The organism is Paenibacillus sp. WG02 (genome assembly GCF_055396115.1).
The window spans coordinates 3,914,188-3,935,274 of sequence record NZ_AP036016.1; the positions used below are offsets into that span (position 1 = coordinate 3,914,188).

The window sequence follows — 21,087 nt, forward strand, 5'->3', positions numbered from 1 at the left end:
GGACTCTTTGCTATGTTACTATAATTATGTTTTGAAGCATTTTTCATTCGTTTCCTCATACATTTACCTCTAGATGCGGTCATTTCTCGAATTGACCTCGCTAGAGGTTTATCTCATTTATGAGACCGAAACCAACGTAAAAAGTGACTTTCATGGTGTATGATTCCATTTGAGAGGTGAGAAGAGATGGATCCTAATCAAGCTACGTTTCATGCGACAACAATCTTTGCCATTCGTCATCAAGGTAAGGGAGCTATTGCGGGAGATGGGCAAGTGACATTTGGCAACAGCATGATTATGAAAAGCACGGCCAAAAAAGTTCGGCGTTTACATAGAGGAAAGGTTATCGCTGGTTTTGCTGGTTCTGTTGCCGATGCGATTACACTTTTTGAGAAATTCGAAGGCAAGCTGGAGGAACACCACGGTAATTTGCAGCGTGCTGCCGTAGAGCTTACTAAGGATTGGCGTCAAGATCGCGTTCTGCGGAGGCTTGAAGCCATGATGATCGTTATGGATTCAACCGGTTTACTGCTGCTTTCAGGAAATGGTGAAGTAATTGAGCCGGATGACGGTATTTTGGCTATTGGGTCTGGTGGCAGCTTTGCATTAGCTGCTGGAAGAGCATTGCATCGCCATGCGCCGTCGTTAAGTGCTAAGGAAATAGCCCACGCTGCCTTAACAACTGCAGCCGAAATATGCGTGTTTACGAATCATAATATTATTGTGGAAGAGATTGAATAGTTCTTGTTTAAATAGCCAATGCTTACGATGCAAGTTTTCCTACGGAAAACTCAGTTTACGCTTACGATGCAAGTTTTCCTACGGAAAACTCAGTTTACGCTTACGATGCAAGTTTTCCTATGGAAAACTCTTAGGAGGGTACAAAATGGCAAACAGTTCCCTTACACCTAAACAAATTGTCCAAGAATTGGATCGATACATAGTAGGTCAGAAAAAAGCGAAGAAATCGGTTGCTATTGCTCTGCGGAACCGTTATCGGAGAAACCTTGTGGATGAGGCTATGCGGGATGAAATTGTTCCGAAGAATATACTCATGATCGGGCCTACCGGCGTTGGGAAGACTGAAATAGCGCGCAGACTAGCTAAATTGGTAGGCGCACCATTTATTAAGATAGAAGCCACCAAATTCACAGAAGTTGGTTATGTTGGTCGCGATGTGGAGTCCATGGTACGAGATCTGATTGAAACTTCCGTACGCATGGTTAAGGCTGAGCGGATGGAAAAAGTGAAAGACCGTGCTGAGAAGCTCGCTAACGAGCGCCTTGTTAACTTGCTGGCACCAAGTCCAACACGTTCCAAAACACAGCGTAACCCTCTTGAAATGCTGTTTGGAGGGCAAAATCAACCCGATCAAGAAGAAAGTGCGCCAGATCCTTCACTTGCTGCTAAAAGGGCTCAAATCGCGGAGCAATTGACTAATGGTAAATTAGAGAATGAAGTTGTAGAAATCGAGGTAGAAGACTCTTCTCCTTCGATGATGGATATGCTGGCTGGTCAAGGCAATGAACAAGCTGGAATGAATATGCAAGAGATGTTTGGCAATCTTCTTCCGAAGAAAATGAAGAAGCGTAAGCTGCTTGTAAAAGAAGCTAGGAAAGTGTTAACTCAGGAAGAAGCGCAAAGATTGATTGACATGGACGAAGTGATTCAGGAATCTGTTAACCGCGCCGAACAATCCGGTATTATTTTTATTGATGAGATCGATAAAATCGCAAGCAATAGCCGCGGCGGCAGCGGACCCGACATCTCTCGCGAAGGTGTTCAACGTGACATCTTGCCAATTGTAGAGGGATCGACAGTTGTGACCAAATATGGACCGGTGAAGACGGACTATGTCTTATTTATTGGTGCGGGCGCTTTCCATATTGCTAAGCCTTCTGATTTAATTCCTGAGCTTCAGGGAAGGTTCCCGATTCGAGTTGAGTTAAGTAACTTAACCTTAGAAGACTTTGTTTCTATTTTAAAAGAACCCAAAAATGCATTAACAAAACAATATACAGCCTTGTTGCAAACGGAAGGTATAACGGTTGAGTTTGCGGACGAAGCTATTTATGAAATTGCTCGTATCGCGGTTGAAGTTAATCAGAATACAGAGAATATTGGTGCTCGGCGATTACACACTATTTTAGAAAAATTGCTGGAGGATTTATCCTTTGAGGCGCCTGAGATTACATTGGAATCCATTGTCATTAACCCGGAATATGTTCGCGAGAAGCTAAGTGATATTGTTCAAAACCGAGATTTGAGTCAATATATTTTATAATTAAGAACTATCGCAAGGTTAAGTAAGTAGGAGGCAGTTACATGAGTTTATTAAATAAAACAAGAAGGCTAAATCGCTTGCTGCAAAAAGAAGCTGGCAATGCAGTTAGCTTTATGGATATGGCCGAAGTGCTGCGTGATATTGTTATTGCGAATATCTACGTCGTTAGCCGCAAAGGCAAAATTTTAGGATATGCGGTAACGAATGATCCTGTTTCCCCCGAAATGAATCAGACGATATTAATCGAACGCAGATTTCCGATGGAGTCAAACAATTTGCTCTTGAAGATTGAGGAAACATCATCAACCGCTGAACCGGATAGTCCATATTTCTATTACACGGAGCAAATGAAAGATATGTTTCCATACACGCATACGACTTTAGTACCAATTATTGGTGGCGGCTTCTCGTTTGGGAACACTCATTTTAAGTCGTAGCGAAGGAACTTTCATTGATGATGACTTAGTACTGGCTGAATATGGATCTACCGTTATAGCGATGGAAATATTAAGAGAACGTGCCGAAGAAATAGAGGAAGAAGCTAGAAGCAAAGCGGTTGTTCAAGTTGCGATCGGTTCCTTATCTTTCAGTGAAATGGAAGCGGTGGAACACATTTTTGAAGAATTAGACGGTAAGGAAGGCCTTTTGGTAGCGAGTAAAATTGCCGATCGGGTAGGTATTACTCGTTCTGTTATTGTTAATGCACTTCGCAAACTGGAAAGTGCCGGAGTTATTGAAACTCGCTCGCTTGGTATGAAGGGCACTTATATCCGTATTTTAAATGAGCAATTAATACAAAGTATTGAGCAATTAAAAACAAAATTGTAGATAAACACATAGAAAAGCCCTGTCTTGTAAAAGATAGGGCTTTTTTCTTATTGTAAGTTATCGTAATATCTTAGATGATAAGAAAGGTTAGCGAATGTTTTACATATTTCTACAATAAGGACCATTTCGAATTATTTTATGAAAATAATGTCGAAATAAGAAGGAATCGATAAATACAATGTTGAAGTATAAGTCGAATATTCTATAGACGGGGGTATCATAATGTCTTTATTAGACAAACCAAGTTGGAACTTGATGGAGCGATCGCTTGATGCATCGACTCTAAGACAAAAGGTTGTAGCAAACAACGTAGCCAATGCGGATACACCCTTCTTTAAGCGTTCGGATGTCGTGTTCGAAGAACTTTTACAAGGTCAGATGAATTCATCAACACCCTCTATAGAAGGTTATCGGACAGACCCTAGGCATTTCTTAATAGGGAAATCCACAAATCTGCCGAATTCAGAAATAAAAACGGATGAATCGACAGCGATTAACAACAATATGAATAATGTCGATATGGACTATGAAATGTCGTTAATGGCCAAAAACCAACTTAAATACAATGCAATGATTCAGCAAATGAACAGTGAGTTCAAAAAAATGCGCACAGTATTAGGAGGGAAGTAATTACTAATGAGGTTAACGAATGGATTTGACATCAGTTCATCGGCACTTACTGCTCAGCGATTAAGAATGGATGTTGTCTCTTCTAATATAGCGAATGCGGATACAACACGCGCAAAATTTGTAGATGGGAAATGGGTTCCCTATACAAGGAAGTTAGTTGCTTTTGAAACGAAGTCGCAGCCCAGACTTTGCGCAGTCGCTTAAATCAGCAATGGCTGATGGTACTGGCGAAGGTGTAAGGGTAAATAAAATTTTTGAAGATAAGTCACCATTGAAGCAAGTATATAATCCAACTCATCCAGATGCGGATGCGAATGGATTCGTCTATATGCCCAATGTCGATGTGCTTAAAGAAATGGTTGATATGATTTCTGCAACAAGATCTTATGAAGCGAACGTAACCGCACTTAATGCAAGTAAATCAATGATAACCAAAGCTTTGGAGATTGGTAGATAACCCATACAGGAGGTTGCATCATGATTGACAAAATAAGTTACAGTCCATTAAACATTATGAGTTCCATTCAACCAAAGGATAACTCTGGTGAAGGGGCTGCTGACCTTGGTAAGAGATTTGGTTCGTTCCTAAATAACGCGATTACAAACTTAAATACCCAACAACAGCAAGTAGATAATTTGAATCAGAGTTTCATCAAAGGTGAGCTTTCCGATGTTCATCAACTGACAATAGCTTCTGAGAAAGCATCGCTAGGACTTGAATTGACTGTACAGGTCAGAAACAAGGTCCTTGAAGCTTACCAAGAAATGATGAGAATGCAGCTGTGATTGTCCTAGATGCTGCTAAATTTTGGTTCGATGAGGTGACAGAGTGAACGAGAACCTGCTCCAGTACTGGGAAAAGGTGAAGCAATATTGGAATCGATATAGTAGAACTACGAAAATCACTTTTATAGCGACAGTTATCCTACTGATTCTTACTGCGGCAATAATAAGTATTAATTTATCGAAAACGGAGTATTCACTCGCATTTACGGAATTGCAGCCAAGTGATGCTTCAGCCATCAAGTCATATTTGGATACCGCAAAGATTCCATATCATCTTAGCGCTGATGGTAAAAGTATCGAAGTGCCAACAAGCGAAGTAGCAAATGTAAAGCTTGGTGTTGAGTCCCAAGGTTTAAATAAGAACGGCTCTTTAGGCTTTGGTGCATTTAGCAATAGCAGTTCATTTGGCATTACAGACAACGAATTCAAAGTAAAATACTTAAACGCGATACAAGGCGAGCTTCAACAGTTGATTAACTCTAATCAAGCAATCGCCAGTTCGAAAGTTCTCATTTCACTTCCAGAAGAAGGACCTTTCTTACAGCAACAGCAAGAGAAAGCAACGGCATCGGTTGTCGTGCAAACGAAACAGGGTTATACATTAGATCAAGCAAAAGTTGATACGATTTATAATTTAGTATCGCATAGTGTTAAGAATCTCCCTCTAGAGAATATTACGATCTCCGACCAGTATGGGCAGAGTCTTGTATCTTCGAAGGTCGGCGGGACTTCATCCACGAGTCTGGTCTCTAGTCAAGCGGATATTAATAACCAGTTCCGAAATGATTTGCAGAAGAATATCAATTCGATGCTGGGTACGATGTTTGGCCGAGACAAAGTGAATGTAAGTGTATTCTCAACAATGAATTTCGATCAAAAGAAAAGCAAAGAACAGCTAGTCAGCGCACCGAATCAAGTAGATCAAAAAGGGTTGGAAATTTCTCTGCAGGAAGCAAGCGAGTCCTATCAGAACAATGGTGCTGATACAGGTGGTGTACCAGGTACTGGGACTACAGATGTTCCAGGCTATCCGGGGGCTGCAAGCTCAGGCAAGTCGAACTCAGAGAAAAATAATAAGACTGTCAATTATGAAGTTAATCGAATTACGAACGATATTATCTCTACTCCTTATGTTGTAAAAGACTTAAGTATTAATGTAGGGATTGAGCCTCCGGTTAAAGATGATCCCAACTCATTGACGGCTGAGACCAAGGCTGCTGTGCAAAGTGCGCTAGTAAATATCGTAAGAACGGCATTAGCGGATAATAAGGTTACATATACAGACGCAGATTTACAGAAAAAAGTTACGGTGTTTGCACATTCTTTTGCAAGACCAACAGATACTCTCGCTTCAAAAACAACAACGTACATAACTTATGCAGGTTTAGCTTTAGCGGCGCTTGCAATTGGATTAATTGCGGGGTTCGCAATTAGAAAACGAAGAAAAGCTGCGCAGCAACAGTTGGATCAAGAAATGAATATCGCAGCAGGTAAAGCAGAGCTTCCAACGATTGATATCCAAAATGTTACGAATGAAAATCAAGTGCGCAAGCAGCTAGAGACTCTTGCCAAAAAGCGACCAGAAGACTTTGTCAATTTGCTTCGTACATGGTTAGTAGACGAATAGGGGGGCACTTGTATGGCCAAAGCTGCTCTGCAAGGGTTAACAGGACGACAAAAGGCAGCCATTCTTTTGATCAGTTTAGGCCCTGAGGTGTCTGCACAAATATTTAAACACTTGCGGGAAGAAGAGATCGAGCAATTAACGCTAGAAATTGCGAATGTTAGAAAAGTAGATTCTTATGAAAAAGAAGCTATTTTATCCGAATTTCATCAGATATGCTTAGCCCAAGAGTTTATTTCTCAAGGTGGTATTTCTTACGCCAAGGATATTTTGGAAAAGGCGTTGGGATCTCAAAAAGCGCTTGATATCATCAATCGTTTAACAGCAACGCTGCAAGTGAGACCTTTCGATTTTGCAAGAAAAGCAGATCCTGCTCAAATTCTAAACTTTATTCAAAATGAGAATTCTCAGACAATCGCTTTGGTATTGTCTTATTTGCAAGCAGATCAAGCTTCGATTATCTTGTCTTCGTTACCACAGGAAAAGCAAGCTGATGTTGCTAAACGTATTGCACTCATGGATAGCACATCTCCTGAAGTCATTAGTCAGGTAGAACGCGTTCTTGAACAAAAGCTATCGTCTACTGTCACTCAGGATTACACAAATGCAGGTGGTATTGCTTCTATCGTTCAAATTTTGAATGGTGTCGATCGGGGTACAGAGCGTACCATTCTCGATTCCCTTGAAATTCAGGATCCGGAACTTGCGGAAGAAATTAAGAAACGGATGTTTGTCTTCGAAGATATTGTCAATATCGACAATCGTTCCATTCAACGTATTATTCGCGACATTGAGAATGCGGATTTGCAACTTGCCCTTAAAGTTGCAAGCGAAGAAGTACGCGATGCCTTGTTCAAGAATATGTCCAAACGTATGGCGGATACCTTTAAGGAAGAAATGGAATTTATGGGCCCCGTACGTTTACGTGATGTTGAAGAAGCTCAAACCCGGATTGTTGCAACGATTCGCCGCTTAGAAGAATCTGGTGAAATCATCATCGCGCGTGGTGGAGGAGATGATATTATTGTCTAATGTCATTAAGTCATTCGCTTATTTTCCGTTAGATGATAAGAAATTAGTTGAAACGATTTCACCGCTTGAATTATTACGTGCTGGTATGTTAACAGATGAAACCAATCTATTGACACCTGAACAGCAGCAGGAGTTGACAGAAGCTACAAGTATGAAGGAGCAGATCCTTCAAGATGCTGAAGCTTTTGCTCATGAACAAATCGATCAGGCAATGCGTGAGTCTGCTGCACTTCGAGAACAAACACATGCAGAAATCACGAGTTGGTGGGAGAGCCGACGTGCTGAAGATGAGGAGCACATTGCGCTATCCAGACAATCCGGATTTGAAGAAGGCTACGAACAAGGGATTGTTCAAGCAGAAGAAAATCTCAGACAAGAATACGGTGAAATGTTATCAGAGGCTCGATCTATTTTGGAACAAGCCTACAAGCTTAAGCAGCAAATCATTCAAGAATCAGAACCATTTTTGATTGATCTTAGCACTTCCATCGCTGAGAAAGTGATTGGACGTCAGTTAACTTTAACTCCAGAATGGGTTATTGATTTAATTCAAATGGTGCTTTCACGTAGACGAGAAAAAGGAATTATCGCGCTTTGTGTAGCACCTTCACAGTTTGCGTATATCCAAGATGCGCGCGAAGAGTTACTAACTTCCATTGATTCACAAGCGGAGTTGCAAATTATCCCTGACTCTACGGTACAAGACCGTGGCTGTGTGATACGTTCCTCATTTGGAAGTATTGATGCCAGGATTGATACTCAGTTAAAAGAGATAAAGTCGGCGCTAAGACAATTAGCAACTCAAAGTGAGGTATCCGAGTTATGAGCAGCAAGCTGCCAAATGCTGATAAATACAAGGAGCATCTGCATACGATTGATCCGATTCGAGTGAACGGTAAAGTGACACAGGTGATTGGGCTGACAGTTGAGTCAGAAGGTCCTGATGTGAGCATTGGCGATCTCTGCTACATATATCCGCACAAGTCTAACAAGCCGCTAAAGGCTGAGGTGGTTGGATTCCGCAGCAATAAAGTAGTTCTGATGCCACTCGGTGATTTGGATGCGATAGGCCCTGGATGCGATGTCGTAGGCACTGGAAAGCCGCTAACTGTCCAAGTTGGCCATGAGCTGCTTGGTAAGGTTTTAGATGGTTTAGGTCAACCTTTAGATGGTTCTTTTTTACCCTCTAGAATGACACAATATTCAACGAATAATGTTCCCGGAAACCCGCTAACACGTCCACGTGTTCTGAATCCAATTTCGGTTGGTGTTCGCTGTATTGATGGCCTATTAACAATTGGTAAGGGTCAGCGTGTTGGTATTTTTGCAGGTTCCGGTGTAGGTAAAAGTACACTTATGGGTATGATTGCTCGTAATACATCCGCTGACGTCAACGTAATTGCTCTAATTGGTGAGCGTGGTAGAGAGGTTCTAGACTTTATCGAAAGAGATTTAGGTCCTGAAGGACTTGCTAGATCCGTTGTGATTGTTGCAACGTCGGATCAACCAGCTTTGATCCGAATCAAAGGTGCGATGATTGCAACTAGTATTGCTGAGTATTTTCGAGATCGCGGCTTAAATGTCATGATGATGATGGATTCAGTCACTCGGTTTGCAATGGCGCAGCGTGAAGTCGGACTTGCTGTTGGAGAACCTCCAGCCACACGTGGTTATACACCTTCGGTTTTTGCCATGCTTCCTCGGCTTCTAGAGCGTTCAGGTACGGGTCCAAAGGGTTCTATAACCGCTTTTTATACCGTGCTTGTTGATGGGGATGATATGAATGAGCCTATCGCTGATGCTGTGCGAGGTATTTTGGATGGACATATTGTCCTTAATCGCAGCATTGCTAATAAAGGTCATTACCCAGCCATCGATGTTTTATCCAGCGTAAGCCGAGTCATGAAAGAAATTGTTCCTACTGAACACATGGAAGCAGCTGATCAATTGAAGCGACTTCTTTCTATATATAAAGATTCGGAAGATCTTATCAATATAGGGGCATACCAAAAAGGTTCTAACCAAAATATTGATATCGCTATGGATAATATCGAGGCAATATGGGATTTCACGAAGCAAAAAACCTCTGAGAAGTTGACGTTTGAAGAAGCTCAAGAACGTTTGATTCATGAATTTTATAAGGGATGAGGTTCCTGAATGAATTTTCGTTATTCTTTCCAGCAAATTGTCGATTTGAAAAACAATGAACGAACACAGGCAGAGTGGATACTGTCTGAGGCAATGGGGCAACTAAGGAACGAAGAAACGAGCTTGCATGGATTGTTTGAGCAAAAAGATAGCCTTCATAACGAAATGGCCAATGTATCTAGCGGTTCGGTATCCATTTCCAAGATGTTGTTAATGCAAAACTACATGAATCATGTTGATCAACAGATCGCACGTAAGCATTTGGATGTGCAGCAAGCACAGCATGTCGTGCTCAAAAAGCAGGAGCATCTTTCGGAAAGAATGATGGATGAGAAAGTATGGTCGAAAGCAAGAGAGAAGGCATACAACCAATTTCAGTCTTTTGTCGCCAAAAAAGAGCAAGAAGCTTTAGATGAGATGGCTACCAACCGTTTCAGACGACTAACGTATTGAGGAAGGCAAAGGAGGGAAGAGGAGATGGCCGATACAAGCATAGAGGGTGCATCTTATAGTGCACTGGAACGATTTCTGATATGGTTTGTCATCCCCTTTGTGTTTACGGCAGTTTTGCTCTTCGTGCTGTTGTCAATTTTTGATTATGATATCAAGAGCAGTATTCAGAAGGCGCTGCACAATACACCGGTCATTGGGACAATCGTCCCTGCTCCAAAAGAAAAAGCAGTAGTGACGAGCGATGGTAAAGCACCGACATCTGAGCAAAGCATCAAGGTTAAAGATGAAGAGATTACGAAACTAAACGCAAGAATTGCTGAACTTCAATCGGCTTTGCAGAAAGCAGATTCGACAACCGAACAGAAGGATCTTTCACTGAAAGATGCTCAAGCGAAGTTAACTGATTTGGAAGAGAAGCTGAAGAATAAAACACAAACCGAAGAAGAATACAACAATCAAATTACTCAACTTGCGAATATGTATGCAAAAATGAATCCAAGTAAAGCAGCCCCAATCATTGAAGCTTTGACGCCTAAAGAGATGGTTCTTGTGTTTTCAATGATGAAAGCAGATAGTCGTGGAGCTATTCTTGAAAAGATGACCCCTGCTAAAGCGGCTGAGGCTTCGATTGGGGTTAAGGATGTTGTTCCTATTCGTGATAAACAAATAGCTGCACTGCAAGAGAGGCTGGCAACGAATGGAGCGACAAAGACTACAACATCCGTAAGTAAAACAGATTTAGGGCAAACTTTTGCCAACATGACGCCGAAAAGTGCTTCCAATGTCCTTCTGGAAATGAATAAATCTAACCCTGATAAAGTGTTAGCTATTCTCAGTGGGATGGATAACGCTTCTCGTTCTAAAGTAATGTCTTCCTTGTCAGACGCAAATAAAGAAATCGCAGCTTCAATTTCAGCTAAACTTGTTCCGTAATGTCATTGATTTCACGAAGGGAGGTGAAAAAAATGGACGTACAAATGCCAACAGTACCTACTGTAAACAACTCAGTTTCAACAACAACTGGTAAAGCGAGTACGACTGAAACGGCAACCAAAGATACTTCTTTTAATCAAGTATTAGATGGTCAAATTGTACAAGAGAATGCTTCTGGTGATGAAAATGCTTCCGATTCAGCTCTTTCTCTGAACATGCTGCTTCAAATGCTTCAAAGCTTGGTAATGCCCCTTCAAGGCGCCGCTGTACAGCAGGTCGATCAAGGAAAGGGAGATCAACCTCTACCAGAAATGCTTTTGGAGGCAATGAACAGTAATCCTAAGCTAGCTGAACAATTATTACAAGATCAGAACGTGAAGAAGTGGTTCGAAGATGCTGGGCAGTTGTTAAGCACACTTGGTGATGCACAATCAAACGCAGCTTTCACACTTCCCAATGGTTTGAATCTTCAGCCAGCAGATACATTTAATTTACAGGCCCAGAATACTTTGCTTACTCTGACAACTTTGACTAAACAGCAGCCTGACAACCCTATTTTGAAGTTTTTGAACCAGGACTTGCTTAGTACAATTGAGCCTTTGCTTCCAGAGTTAATGGCGACATTGAAGGGACCAACATCTGAAGCAGCAGCGAAAGCTCCCAAGTCTACGGAAGGTTTGGTAGATGAGAGTAAGAGTGATACCACATCTGTTAACAGAGGAAGTCATGTTAAAAAGGCAAATAAGCTAGGTGTTGAGCAGAAGATTGATGGAGATTCATTTACACTCGTGCAACCAACAAAGTCAAAGCTTGAGCTTTTGGCAATTAAGAATGTACTTCACGCACCTGTTGTTGAGACTACAACAGCGTCCGAAGAACCATTCATAGCCCTTGTTGATTTGCCGACTGAAGAAGCTCCAGCAACGAATTCCATCGTTACGATTGGTGATCTGCAAAAAGCGCAACAGGCTGCTTTTCCAGTTGATAAAGCGCCAACAGCAACAATCAATGCGGCGAATTTTACTGAAGAAATGACAGAGCATGTTTTGAAGAACATGAAGATAACGATGGCTGGCGGATTTTCTGAAGCTAAACTATCTTTATTCCCCAAAAATCTCGGTCATATTGATGTGAGAATATCGATGCAGGATGGACAACTGATCGCTCAATTTGCAGCTGATTCCTTAGCTGGAAAGCAGATGCTGGAAAGTCAGCTTCCGCAGTTAAGACAAGCTCTTCAAACACAAGGTTTGCAAGTTGAGAAGCTTGAGGTCACTCAAAATCAAAACATGCAATCCAGTATGTTCCAAGATCAGCGTCAACAGCAAACATTTAGTCAATCTCAGCGTCAAAGTAAAAATGCTTCCGGAAACTATGATGAAGATTCAATTGAATTTAATCAAGAAATACAAAATGTGACTCAAATTCGAACGACAGTTAATGGTAACTCCTTCGATGTTATTGCCTAAAAGGCAATCTATGTGAAGCAGTTGGAGGTGAAAGTGTGGCTACAAGCCCCATCGTCGGTAATGTGTCGGATATTATTAATTCTGGCAAAAATGCGAAAAGCAAAGATAAAAATAATACGTTAGGAAAAGATGATTTCCTTAAAATCTTGATTACACAACTTCAAAATCAAGATCCGACGCAGCCTTTACAAGATAAAGAATTTATTGCACAGATGGCGCAATTCACATCCGTAGAGCAGTTAACCAATATGGCTGGTGAAATGAAGTTAATGCGTCAATCTCTTGGTTTTGTTTCAGGATTAATCGGTAAATCAATCACATGGACGGAGATTGACTCTTCTGGAGCATCGGTTGAAAAGTCTGGTGTTGTTGATTCCATCTCATTTAAAGACGGAAATCAATACGCCAATGTGAAGGGAGTTGAAATTTCTCTAGACAAGCTCAAGAAAATTGAGAACGTTGGAGAAACGAAATGACAGAGAGAATATCCTTAGGGCAGCTTTATCCTAATGCGGTTTCTCCAGCGTCTACGAGACGAGCACCTGTACAGCAGCCGGTAACCCAATCCGGTAATTCTACTTTTCAGAAACTTCTTCAGGAGCAATTTGTTCGTTTCAGTCATCATGCAGAGGTTCGACTTAAGGAGAGAGGCATCCAACTAAAGCCTGAGCAATTGGATAAGCTTAGTACAGCCATCGATAAGGTAGCCGCGAAAGGTGCTAAGGATGCACTTATGATTCTAGGTGGAAATGCTTTAATTGTTAATGTTCCTAACCGAACTGTTGTGACGGCGCTTGATGGAAACTCAATGAATGAACATGTTTTCACGCAAATAGACAGTGCCATTATTATTTCTTAACCATCAGGCTCGACCGTGCAGGAAGCCTGGGGCTGTGGAGCGATTGAAGCAGCTCATTATATTTATATCCGATTAGGAGGCCAATTAGATGTTAAGATCTTTGTACTCAGGCGTTTCAGGTATGCGTGGTTTTCAAACGAAATTGGATGTTATTGGGAATAATATCGCAAACGTAAATACCATCGGATTCAAAGGCAGCCGTGTTATGTTTAAAGATATTCTTAGTCAAACTGTTGCAGGTGTTAGTGCTGCTGATGCAAACCGCGGTGGTGTGAATGCTCAGCAAGTTGGGTTAGGTGTCAGTTTGGCCGCCATAGATACTATACATACGGCTGGTAGTGCGATGACAACAAATGTTCCTACTGATTTGCGTATTAATGGTGATGGATTTTTTGCAGTGGGAAATACCGATCAGGTTGACGCGCCATATTTGACAAGATCAGGTAACTTTACCTTAGATCCAACTAGAAACCTTGTAAATGCCGAAGGACTACATGTTATGGGTGCTGATGGTGGCGGTCCGATTGTGCTTCCTGATGACATTGTTTCATTCTCGATTGCACAAAACGGTGATATCATTGGTGTTAACACTACAGGAGCAACGGTTAATACAGGTCAAAAAGTTGGCGTAGTTAAAGTCGTTAACCCTTCAGGTCTTGAGAAAATTGGCGGGAATTTGTATCGAATGACTGCAAATGCGAACCCAGATGGTGCAATTACAGTTGGGGCAGCGGGTGACCCTACAACAGGTACAGGTACTCTTATCTCGGGCCAACTGGAGATGTCCAATGTTGACTTAACTGGTGAATTCACGGAAATGATTATCGCTCAACGCGGTTTCCAAGCGAATTCTCGGATTATTACAACATCGGATGAAGTCCTTCAAGAAGTCGTTAATCTTAAACATTAGTCTTAAGTTGATGTGAAAGAGGGGAGCTAGTCTCCCCTTATCCTGATACAGGAGGAGAAACATGATTTCTCTCACTCGTTTAAACGGGAAAGCCATTATCCTGAATGCTTTGCTTATCGAAATTATTGAAGAGACTCCAGACACCATGATCACGTTGACTACAGGTAAGAAAATCACTGTACTCGAAAAGGCAGAGGTTGTGGTAAGCTTAGTGCGGACCTACATGCAGGAGATTGGCTCAGTTCGAGCGACAATAAAGTCCAGGGATGCGGAGGGTTCGTAAGTGTTTAAGAACAAAATTTTCATACTCATTGTCTCCATTCTAATTGCGATTACTCTGATTTTGACGGCTGCCTTTGTTTTGTGGAACTTTATGGAGAAAAATAATCAATCCAAGGACCCTGCGGTACAAGCTCAGGAAGCAGTTGCAAGCGTGAAGCCAACGAAAGCACCAACTGCGGAAGCTAAAAAGGCTAATACCGCAATTATTAAAGATATTTTGACGAATTTGTCTGGCAGTCAAAATTTTATTAAAATCAGCTTCGCTTTTGAATTAGAAAACTCAAAGGGTAAGGCAGAGTTTGATAGTTTGCTGGACTCAGCGGTTAAAGGCACAATCGTACAAGCGCTTGGAGATTTGACAAAAGATCAAATTGAAGGAAGCAAGGGTTCCGACAGTTTAATCTCTACCTTAATGAACAAATTAAACCCCTTGCTACATGAGGGTAAAATCAAGCAAATTTGGATAACTGATAAAGTACTTCAATAACTCGCTTTTGATTTTGCTTAAAGGAGGTGACTCGAATGGTTGATGTTCTGTCGCAAAATGAGATCGATGCCTTGTTAGCTGCTTTGTCCTCAGGCGAGATGGATGCGGATGAACTTAAAAAAGAGGAAACGCAGAAGAAGGTAAGGGCTTATGACTTTAAGAGAGCAGTACGTTTCTCAAAGGATCATATTCGTAGCTTAACCCGGATTCATGAAAACTTCGCACGGTTTTTAACAACGTATTTTTCAGCTCAGCTCCGTACGTTCGTACAGATTAGTGTAGTCCAGGTTGAACAACTGCCCTACGACGAATTTATTCGTTCGATCCCTAAAATGACCATTTTGAACATCTTTGAAGCGGAGCCTTTAGAGGGTCGAATGGTGCTTGAGGTTCATCCCAATGTTGCATTTGCTATGTTGGATCGTTTGTTAGGCGGTGCGGGTACGACCCCAACCAAAATTAATGCTTTAACTGAGATTGAAACGATTGTGATGGAACGTATTTTTAGCAGAGCATTCGATAGTTTACAAGAGGCATGGAAGACTGTCATAGATATTCAACCTCGTTTAGAGGCACTTGAAACAAATCCGCAGTTCATGCAGATTGTTTCACCTAATGAAACCATTGCGCTAATATCACTTAGCACCAAAATCGGTGATACAACAGGGATGATCAACTTGTGTATCCCCCATGTGGTTATCGAACCCATTATGCCTCGACTTTCTGTGCATCATTGGTTTGTCTCCCAGAAGAAGACGAGAGCACCCGAAGAAGTGGAAGCACTTCAATCCCGCTTGGAAAAAACCAAGCTGCCACTCATTGCAGAATTGGGATCGTCTGAAATTTCCATACGTGATTTCCTTGGCTTAACGGCTGGCGATGTAATCCCGCTGCATAAATCCGTCGAAGATTCGCTTCAAGTCAAAGTGGGCGAGAAGCTGAAATATCTCGGAAGCCCCGGTACCTTAAAAGGGAAGATGGCTGTACAAATTACAGAAATCGTAAACGAAGGAGAAGAAGATTATGACGAATAACAGAGATTATTTGTCCCAGGAAGAGATCGATGCTTTGTTGAGACAGTCATCGGACGATAGTTCAGCCTCTTCTTTTAACGGGCCTCCTAAAGTTGAAGACTATTTATCTCCCCTAGAACAGGATGCACTTGGTGAAATTGGTAATATCACTTTCGGCAGTGCAGCCACAGCGCTTTCGACATTGCTTGGAAAGAAAGTAGACATTACGACACCAAAGGTTTCTATTATTGGTAAAGAAGAATTGGAAGAGCAGTTTCCGAGACCTCATGTAGCCGTTCATGTAAATTATGTTGATGGTTTTGATGGTATTAATCTACTTGTCATAAAAACACGTGATGCTCAAGTCATTGCTGATTTAATGATGGGCGGCGATGGTACCGGTGGTGATGAAAATCTTAGTGAAATTCACATCAGCGCTGTTCAAGAAGCTATGAATCAGATGATGGGATCTTCGGCTACGTCCATGTCTACCATCTTTAATCGATTTGTCAATATCTCTCCTCCAGGTATCGACATATTAAATTTGTCGAAAGGAGAAGGAAAACTACCCGATGAGGACGTATTTATAAAGATATCGTTCCGACTAACCATTGGCGATCTTATTGATTCTAACATCATGCAATTACTACCTGTTCCATTCGCCAAAGAAATGGTATCGATTCTTATGGGTGGTGATTCTGACTCTTCAATGGAGGCTGCATCAGCGGCTCAAGCACCTGCTCCTGCAGCACAGTCACCAGTACCTACAGAGGAAGCTCATACGCCGCCTCCAGCAGCTCCAAGTCCCATTTACGAGCAGCCTATGTACCAACAGCAGCAGCCAATGTATGAACAACCGATGTATCAACAGCCACCAATGGGGCAGCCGATGTATCCACCACAACAGCCCATGTACCCGGCACAACAACCCATTTATCAGCAGCCTCCGGCAGCTTATGGTGGGATGCCGAATCGGAATGTCAATGTTCAACCCGTGCAGTTTGGGAATTTACAATCAGGTTCGTTGGGACATGCTGATGATACAAATCTTAATTTACTACTCGATATACCACTTAAGGTGACTGTAGAATTAGGCAGAACGCACAAGGTGATTAAAGACATCTTAGAACTTTCCCAGGGATCGATCATTGAATTGGATAAGCTGGCAGGTGAGCCTGTAGATATCTTAGTAAATAATAAGTTGATTGCCAAAGGCGAAGTTGTCGTCATCGATGAAAATTTTGGGGTTCGTGTAACTGACATTGTTAACCAGTGGGAACGAATTCAAAAGTTACAATAATTTAAATTTAGGGGGATTTTACTCATGGCTAACCGTATTCTTATTGTTGATGATGCTGCATTTATGAGAATGATGATTCGTGATATTTTATCTAAAAATGGTTATGAGGTTTGTGGCGAAGCGAATGATGGTGCTCAAGCTATCGAGAAATACAAGGAATTGAAACCTGATTTAATTACTATGGATATTACGATGCCTGAGATGGACGGCATTCAAGCATTGAAAGAAATCAAAAAAATTGAACCTACTGCAAAAGTCATTATGTGTTCCGCTATGGGGCAGCAAGCGATGGTTATTGATGCGATTCAAGCAGGGGCAAAAGACTTTATCGTGAAACCATTTCAAGCAGACCGTGTTATCGAAGCGATTAAAAAGACTCTAGGTTAAACCGTCAATGTTCGGTTGAGTCTTACATAAACCGAAAGGGTTGTTACTATGAGAAGACTCCTATCGAAACGACTGATTACTGCCATATTAAGTATAGTCGCAATGTTATATACCCAATCCATAAGTTTTGCTGAAACAGAACCAGGACAAGGTCTTCCAACATCGGAATTTCCGACGACCGATCCATTTAGTTCATTTGGCATGATTGTGAAGGTCATTTTCTTTCTCGTATTAATTATTCTCTTATTCTTTGTACTTATGAAATACATAGCTAAGAAAAACAAAGGTTCTTTGTTCGGGAACTCAATACGTTCTTTAGGTGGGGTTCCCCTCGGACAAAATAAATCGATTCAGATTGTTGAAATTGGTCATTCGCTCTTCGTGGTTGGCGTCGGTGAGAACATTCAGTTGTTGGATAAGATCAATGACGCCGATGAAGTTGCGTATATTTCGGAACTGCTAACTTCATCCCAGGATGATCGCGTGGGCTTTGGTGCAGTAAGTAAGTGGTTAAGCAAGCTTCCTGTTAGGAAGAAAGAGATCGAGGAAGAAGTAGAAATCACTTCATCCTTTCAACAAGTATTTCATGATAGGCTGCAGCGAGTATCAAACCGTAATAAAGATGCTCACGAATGGCTTTCTGATCAAAAACATAAAGATCGGTTGAATGATGAATGAAAAGAAATAAATTAGTTCTTACGCTTCTGATTGTCATGGTTTCAGTGTTCCTCTTATCACTGACAGCTTCTGCTGCTGAAACAGATCCAAACAATCCGATCCCTGGGTTAAATGTGAATATTGGGACTAGCGGCACTGCCGGTGGATCTTCTAACACAGTAACCTTATTGCTCTTATTAACTGTATTAAGTCTTGCACCATCTTTTCTAATTTTAATGACAAGTTTCACAAGAATTGTCATCGTGCTTGGTTTCGTTCGAACTTCACTTGGAACCCAGCAGATGCCGCCTAATCAGGTTTTAATCGGACTAGCTCTGTTTTTAACCTTTTTTATTATGTCTCCAACCTTGGGAGAGGTTAATCAGACAGCTCTGCAGCCTTATTTGAAGGGTGAAATGAATCAGACCCAAGCGTTTGAGAAAGCATCGTTACCAATGAAGAAGTTTATGTTCAAGCATACACGTCAGAAGGATCTAAAGTTGTTCTTAGACTACACCAAAGCTAAGGCACCTACAGGCGTAGAAGATATACCGATTACTTCATTAGTTCCGGCATACGCAATAAGTGAACTGAAATCAGCTTTCCAGATGGGATTCATGATTTTCATCCCGTTTCTGGTCATAGATATGGTTGTATCCAGTACCTTAATGGCAATGGGAATGATGATGTTACCGCCTGTTATGATTTCGCTTCCTTTTAAAATTCTACTTTTCATACTTGTAGATGGTTGGTATCTTGTGGTGAGATCATTACTCCTAAGCTATGGTTAAGGATCAAGATATCGGAGGTTTCTAAATGGGTTCGGAATTTGTAATACGGATTGCTGGTGAGGCTGTTTATACTGTGCTTAAAGCAAGTGCCCCCATGCTTATTATTGGTCTTGTCGTTGGTCTCATCATTAGTATTTTTCAAGCAACGACGCAGATTCAAGAACAAACCTTAGCGTTTGTTCCCAAAATTGTTGCGGTTCTGCTGTCTATCTTAATATTTGGACCTTGGATCATGAATACACTGGTTGACTTTACCTTTAATTTACTCAACAACCTTTACAAATTCGTTGGATAGGTTGTGAGCGATATGACATACTTTTTTCAAGTTATTCCTATCTTTCTGCTTATTTTTTGTCGAATTACATCGTTCTTTGTCGTTGTTCCAATTCTCTCCTCAAGAAATGTTCCGATGATGTTCAAAATCGGTCTTTCTGTATTCATCTCGTTAATCATTTTTGCGACTATGGGGTTGGGTAATCCCATTCCCATGGATGGTGAATACATTCTATTGATCATTCGTGAAATGCTTGTTGGCGTTTTACTTGGTTTTCTCGCTTATATCTTTTTTACAGTTGTCCAGACTGCCGGTTCTTTTATGGATATGCAAATCGGTTTCAGTATGGCGAGTGTAATTGATCCTCTAACAGGGGTCTCAAGCCCAATGTTAGGCAACCTTAAGTATATGATCGCCGTGCTGCTTTTTCTTTCATTTGATGGGCACCATTATTTGATCAGAGCGATTATTGACAGCTACCGCTGGATACCGCTGGACAATCAACTGTTCGCACGTATCTATGATGGACAAATTTCGAATTTCTTGTTTCAATCGCTATCTAAAATGTTTTATCTCTCGTTTCAACTCGCTGCTCCTATTATAGCAGCCCTTTTTTTGACAGATTTGGGCTTAGGACTCTTAACGAGGGTTGCTCCGCAATTCAATATTTTCGTGATCGGCGCACCTTTGAAAATGATACTTGGCTTTTTTCTGCTAGTCATTCTTTTCCCAGAATTAATCTCACAATTCCAAAATTTATTTGCAACCATTTTTGATTACATGGAGAAGTTGCTTCAACTGATTAGCGGCACACAGCAACCATCACCTAAGTAGGAGGTAAGCCGTGTCCCAAACATTTCGATTGCAGCTAGATTTACAATGGTTTGCTGGGGAAAAGACGGAACCTGCAACAGCAAAGAAAAGGCAAGATGCTCGTAAAAAGGGTCAAGTTGCGAAGAGTATGGATTTACCTGCGGCATTTATTTTACTTTTTTCATTTCTATCGTTCCTCATGTTCGGTGGTTATATGAAAGAGAAGATATTTAACATTTTTCGCAACGTCTATGAGAATCAACTGACGATGGACATTACAGCCGCAAATGTTCAGGTATTATTCGTAAATTTAGTCCAACAAGGTTTAATCATTTTGGCTCCTATTTTCATCCTTGTTGTTTTAATAGCTTTTATTGGAAATTATGCACAAATTGGCTTTATGTTCATTGGCGATCCTCTCATGATGAAATTTAACAAAATCAACCCGATCGAGGGTTTCAAACGGATTTTTTCGCTACGAACCGTCATGGATTTTCTTAAGTCAACAATGAAGATGTTAATTATCGGTTATGTCGTTTACACGACATTAATGGGTGAAAAAGCTAAACTGCTAGGCCTTGGCCATGCTCCGTTGGAAAGTACATTTTCATTTATTGCTTCAGTCACGCTATCACTAGGGATCAAAATTGGCGCGATTTTAATAGTCCTTGCCATTTTTGATTTCATCTATCAAAAGTATGAATACGAGAAAAGTCTCAAAATGTCCAAACAGGATATTAAGGATGAGTATAAGAAGAGTGAAGGGGATCCACTTATCAAAGGAAAGATCCGCGCGAAGCAGCGCCAGATGGCCATGCAGCGCATGATGCAAGAGGTTCCCAAAGCAGATGTTATTATTACCAATCCAACCCACTTTGCGGTAGCTTTGAAATATGATTCGAACAATATGCAAGCCCCGACAGTTATAGCTAAGGGCGCGGATTATGTTGCTTTAAAAATTAAAGAAGTTGCGAAGAAAAACGGAATTATGACAATGGAAAATAAACCGCTTGCTCGAGCGATCTTTGCACAGGTGGAAATTGGTGACTCCATTCCCGCTGAGCTGTTCCAGGCTGTCGCAGAAGTATTGGCTTATGTATATAAGGTGAAGGGCAAAACGAACTAAC

General features: G+C 41.3%; 24 protein-coding genes and 2 pseudogenes. All 26 read left to right on the forward strand.

From position 1 onward, the window contains the following. Nucleotides 1-186: 186 nt before the first annotated feature. The 26 genes and pseudogenes from hslV (at nucleotide 187) to flhB (ending at nucleotide 21,086) form a co-directional block, all read left to right on the forward strand. A complete protein-coding gene (gene hslV, locus ACBP55_RS17425) occupies nucleotides 187-741 on the forward strand; it encodes an ATP-dependent protease subunit HslV (RefSeq protein WP_029195348.1) in 555 nt (184 codons plus the stop codon). A gap of 145 nt (nucleotides 742-886) precedes the next feature. Then, entirely contained in the window at nucleotides 887-2,284 is a 1,398-nt protein-coding gene (hslU, locus tag ACBP55_RS17430) for an ATP-dependent protease ATPase subunit HslU (protein WP_029195349.1), read from the forward strand. A gap of 41 nt (nucleotides 2,285-2,325) precedes the next feature. Next, nucleotides 2,326-3,112, forward strand: a pseudogene (gene codY / locus ACBP55_RS17435) (GTP-sensing pleiotropic transcriptional regulator CodY). Between the two features lie 222 nt (nucleotides 3,113-3,334). Further along, nucleotides 3,335-3,742, forward strand: a complete 408-nt coding sequence (gene flgB, locus ACBP55_RS17440) for a flagellar basal body rod protein FlgB (protein ID WP_029195351.1) — start codon at nucleotides 3,335-3,337, stop codon at nucleotides 3,740-3,742. Between the two features lie 6 nt (nucleotides 3,743-3,748). Then, a pseudogene (gene flgC / locus ACBP55_RS17445) lies at nucleotides 3,749-4,199 on the forward strand (flagellar basal body rod protein FlgC). 20 nt (nucleotides 4,200-4,219) lie between these two features. Next, complete coding sequence (gene fliE, locus ACBP55_RS17450; protein ID WP_173185921.1) at nucleotides 4,220-4,528, forward strand: flagellar hook-basal body complex protein FliE; 309 nt, start codon at nucleotides 4,220-4,222, stop codon at nucleotides 4,526-4,528. Nucleotides 4,529-4,571: 43 nt separating this feature from the next. Next, nucleotides 4,572-6,155: a flagellar basal-body MS-ring/collar protein FliF gene (gene fliF, locus ACBP55_RS17455; RefSeq protein ID WP_464652949.1), complete on the forward strand. Its 1,584-nt coding sequence runs from the start codon at nucleotides 4,572-4,574 to the stop codon at nucleotides 6,153-6,155. 12 nt (nucleotides 6,156-6,167) lie between these two features. After that, nucleotides 6,168-7,184, forward strand: a complete 1,017-nt coding sequence (gene fliG, locus ACBP55_RS17460) for a flagellar motor switch protein FliG (RefSeq protein WP_047672819.1) — start codon at nucleotides 6,168-6,170, stop codon at nucleotides 7,182-7,184. Then, a complete protein-coding gene (locus ACBP55_RS17465) occupies nucleotides 7,177-8,010 on the forward strand; it encodes a FliH/SctL family protein (RefSeq protein WP_464652950.1) in 834 nt (277 codons plus the stop codon). Before fliG ends, ACBP55_RS17465 begins: the two co-directional genes overlap by 8 nt. Further along, nucleotides 8,007-9,332: a flagellar protein export ATPase FliI gene (fliI, locus tag ACBP55_RS17470; RefSeq protein WP_464652951.1), complete on the forward strand. Its 1,326-nt coding sequence runs from the start codon at nucleotides 8,007-8,009 to the stop codon at nucleotides 9,330-9,332. Before ACBP55_RS17465 ends, fliI begins: the two co-directional genes overlap by 4 nt. Before the next feature lie 9 nt (nucleotides 9,333-9,341). Then, entirely contained in the window at nucleotides 9,342-9,785 is a 444-nt protein-coding gene (gene fliJ, locus ACBP55_RS17475) for a flagellar export protein FliJ (RefSeq protein WP_464652952.1), read from the forward strand. Between the two features lie 24 nt (nucleotides 9,786-9,809). Next, entirely contained in the window at nucleotides 9,810-10,718 is a 909-nt protein-coding gene (locus ACBP55_RS17480) for a MotE family protein (protein WP_464652953.1), read from the forward strand. Between the two features lie 32 nt (nucleotides 10,719-10,750). Then, nucleotides 10,751-12,187 carry a flagellar hook-length control protein FliK gene (locus ACBP55_RS17485; RefSeq protein WP_464652954.1) on the forward strand — a complete coding sequence of 479 codons (1,437 nt, stop codon included), beginning with the start codon at nucleotides 10,751-10,753 and terminating at the stop codon, nucleotides 12,185-12,187. A 35-nt stretch (nucleotides 12,188-12,222) separates the two neighbouring features. Continuing rightward, nucleotides 12,223-12,663 carry a flagellar hook capping FlgD N-terminal domain-containing protein gene (locus ACBP55_RS17490; protein WP_029195361.1) on the forward strand — a complete coding sequence of 147 codons (441 nt, stop codon included), beginning with the start codon at nucleotides 12,223-12,225 and terminating at the stop codon, nucleotides 12,661-12,663. Next, on the forward strand, nucleotides 12,660-13,046 hold the full coding sequence (locus ACBP55_RS17495; protein ID WP_464652955.1) for a TIGR02530 family flagellar biosynthesis protein: 387 nt from the start codon (nucleotides 12,660-12,662) through the stop codon (nucleotides 13,044-13,046). Before ACBP55_RS17490 ends, ACBP55_RS17495 begins: the two co-directional genes overlap by 4 nt. Before the next feature lie 88 nt (nucleotides 13,047-13,134). After that, on the forward strand, nucleotides 13,135-13,956 hold the full coding sequence (flgG, locus tag ACBP55_RS17500; RefSeq protein WP_464652956.1) for a flagellar basal body rod protein FlgG: 822 nt from the start codon (nucleotides 13,135-13,137) through the stop codon (nucleotides 13,954-13,956). Between the two features lie 61 nt (nucleotides 13,957-14,017). Then, nucleotides 14,018-14,239: a flagellar FlbD family protein gene (locus ACBP55_RS17505; protein ID WP_057301552.1), complete on the forward strand. Its 222-nt coding sequence runs from the start codon at nucleotides 14,018-14,020 to the stop codon at nucleotides 14,237-14,239. Then, nucleotides 14,240-14,725, forward strand: a complete 486-nt coding sequence (locus tag ACBP55_RS17510) for a flagellar basal body-associated FliL family protein (RefSeq protein WP_464652957.1) — start codon at nucleotides 14,240-14,242, stop codon at nucleotides 14,723-14,725. Nucleotides 14,726-14,760: 35 nt separating this feature from the next. Then, nucleotides 14,761-15,759 (forward strand): flagellar motor switch protein FliM, encoded by a 999-nt coding sequence (gene fliM, locus ACBP55_RS17515; RefSeq protein ID WP_029195366.1) that lies wholly within the window; start codon nucleotides 14,761-14,763, stop codon nucleotides 15,757-15,759. Next, the gene (gene fliY / locus ACBP55_RS17520) at nucleotides 15,749-17,038 is read left to right on the forward strand and encodes a flagellar motor switch phosphatase FliY (protein WP_464652958.1); all 1,290 of its coding nucleotides are present in this window, start codon (nucleotides 15,749-15,751) and stop codon (nucleotides 17,036-17,038) included. The genes fliM and fliY overlap by 11 nt, the downstream gene beginning before the upstream one ends. Nucleotides 17,039-17,062: 24 nt before the next feature. After that, nucleotides 17,063-17,425 (forward strand): response regulator, encoded by a 363-nt coding sequence (locus ACBP55_RS17525; RefSeq protein WP_029195368.1) that lies wholly within the window; start codon nucleotides 17,063-17,065, stop codon nucleotides 17,423-17,425. Between the two features lie 48 nt (nucleotides 17,426-17,473). Further along, on the forward strand, nucleotides 17,474-18,103 hold the full coding sequence (locus ACBP55_RS17530) for a flagellar biosynthetic protein FliO (RefSeq protein WP_173185931.1): 630 nt from the start codon (nucleotides 17,474-17,476) through the stop codon (nucleotides 18,101-18,103). Next, nucleotides 18,100-18,873, forward strand: a complete 774-nt coding sequence (gene fliP / locus ACBP55_RS17535) for a flagellar type III secretion system pore protein FliP (RefSeq protein ID WP_464652959.1) — start codon at nucleotides 18,100-18,102, stop codon at nucleotides 18,871-18,873. The genes ACBP55_RS17530 and fliP overlap by 4 nt, the downstream gene beginning before the upstream one ends. 25 nt (nucleotides 18,874-18,898) lie before the next feature. After that, nucleotides 18,899-19,168: a flagellar biosynthesis protein FliQ gene (gene fliQ / locus ACBP55_RS17540; protein WP_029195371.1), complete on the forward strand. Its 270-nt coding sequence runs from the start codon at nucleotides 18,899-18,901 to the stop codon at nucleotides 19,166-19,168. Between the two features lie 12 nt (nucleotides 19,169-19,180). Continuing rightward, complete coding sequence (gene fliR / locus ACBP55_RS17545) at nucleotides 19,181-19,981, forward strand: flagellar biosynthetic protein FliR (RefSeq protein WP_464652960.1); 801 nt, start codon at nucleotides 19,181-19,183, stop codon at nucleotides 19,979-19,981. 10 nt (nucleotides 19,982-19,991) lie between these two features. Then, nucleotides 19,992-21,086, forward strand: coding sequence for a flagellar biosynthesis protein FlhB (gene flhB / locus ACBP55_RS17550; protein ID WP_464652961.1), 1,095 nt, complete (start codon nucleotides 19,992-19,994; stop codon nucleotides 21,084-21,086). Nucleotide 21,087 lies beyond the last annotated feature (1 nt).